The following is a 2038-nucleotide window of genomic DNA, read 5'->3' as shown; positions in this document are numbered from 1 at the left end:
CCGCCAGCCCGACGGCACCCTCGTGCCGCTGCCGGCGCCGTGCGTGGACACCGGCATGGGCCTGGAGCGACTGGCCGCGATCCTGCAGCACGTACACACCAACTATGAAATCGACCTGTTCCAGGCGCTGATCCGCAAGGCCAGCGAACTGACCGGCATGGCCGACCTGGAAAACAAGTCGCTGCGCGTGATCGCCGATCACATCCGCGCCTGTTCGTTCCTGATCGTCGATGGYGTGCTGCCGTCCAACGAAGGCCGTGGCTACGTGCTGCGCCGGATCATCCGCCGCGCGCTGCGCCATGGCTGGATGCTGGGCGTGCGCCAGCCGTTCTTCAGCAAGCTGGTGCCGACCCTGGTCGAGCAGATGGGCGTGGCCTATCCGGAACTGCCGGCGCAGGCCGACACCGTGGTGCGCGCGCTGCAGGCCGAGGAAGAGCGTTTCGCAGAAACCCTCGACTCGGGCATGAAGATCTTCGACGACGTGGCCGCCAAGGTCACCGACGGCGTGATCCCCGGCGTGGACGCGTTCCGCCTGTATGACACCTACGGTTTCCCGGTCGACCTCACCGCTGACATCGCGCGCGAGCGCGACATGCGCGTGGACATGGACGGCTTCAACGCCGCCATGGACAACCAGCGCGAGACCGCGCGCGCAGCGGGCAAGTTCGGCGGCGGCGTAACCCTGTCCGCCGATCTGGTGGCCACGCTCAAGCCGACCGTGTTCCTCGGCTACGACCGCCTGCAGGCCGACGGCCTGACCGTGGTGGCCGTGCTCAAGGACGGTCGTCCGGTCACGTCCGCCCAGGCTGGCGATGAGGTGATCGTGATCACCGACCAGACCCCGTTCTACGCCGAATCCGGCGGCCAGGTCGGTGACACCGGCGCGCTCAGCGGCGCGGGCCTGCAGGTGCAGGTCAGCGATACGCAGAAGTTCGCCGGCCAGTTCCATGGCCACGTCGGCAAGATCACGTCAGGCAGCCTGAAGGTCGGCGATACGCTTGCCGGGCAGGTCGACGTCCAGCGCCGCGGCGCGACCATCCTCAACCACTCCGCCACCCACCTGCTGCACGCCGCCCTGCGCGAGGTGCTGGGCACCCACGTGCAGCAGAAGGGCTCGCTGGTGGCGCCGGACCGCCTGCGCTTCGACTTCGCGCACTTCGCCCCGATCAGCGCCGAGGACCTGGCGGTCGTCGAGCGCAAGGTCAACGCGCAGGTGCGGGCCAACAATGCCGTCGAAGTGCACAACATGGCCATGCAGGAAGCGCTGGACTTCGGCGCGATGGCGCTGTTCGGCGAGAAGTATGGCGAGAACGTGCGCGTGCTGAAGATGGGCGATTACTCCACCGAACTGTGCGGCGGCACCCACGTGGGCCGCACCGGTGACATCGGCCTGTTCAAGATCACCTCCGAAGGCGGCGTGTCCTCGGGCGTGCGCCGCATTGAAGCGGTGACCGGGCAGGGCGCGCTGGATTACGTGGCCCACGAAGAGGCCGTGCTTGGCGAAGCGGCGTCGCTGCTCGGCGGCAACGCCGGCGACGTGGTCGACAAGATCCGCCAGCTCGGTGAGCGCCAGAAGAAGCTGGAACGCGAACTGGACGCATTGAAGGCCAAGCAGGCCGCGGGCGCCACCGCCGATCTCGGCGCGTCGGCGGTCGAGGTCAACGGCATCAAGATCCTGGCCGCGCGCCTGGAAGGCTTCGATGCCAAGGCGCTTCGTGACGCAATCGACCGTCTCAAGCAGCAGCTGGGCGACTCGGTGATCGTGCTGGCCGGAACCCAGGACGGCAAGGCAGCCTTGGTCGCCGGCGTGAACGGCAGTGCAATGGGCAAGGTCAAGGCCGGGGAACTGTTGTCGCACATCGCCAGTCAGACCGGGGGCAAGGGCGGCGGCCGCCCGGATCTCGCCCAGGGTGGTGGCGAGGACGGGCCCGCCCTTGCTTCTGCCCTCGCCGCCGTCGTCGACTGGGTCACCCCGCGTATCTGAACATCCTGAAGCCTCCTGCTCCTTGAAGGGTTGGGAGGCCTGACGGTACTATGG

Annotated in this window: 1 protein-coding gene; it reads left to right on the top strand. The window is 68.0% G+C overall.

Annotated features, from left to right (window positions below; translation table 11 throughout):
* On the top strand, positions 1 to 1984 hold a 1984-nt coding region (alaS, locus tag ACXJKH_RS19350; RefSeq protein WP_457321804.1), incomplete at its 5' end, for an alanine--tRNA ligase.
* Positions 1985 to 2038: the final 54 nt, after the last annotated feature.

The organism is Stenotrophomonas sp. P5_B8 (assembly GCF_054049855.1).
This window is presented reverse-complemented; position numbering and strand designations above follow the sequence as displayed.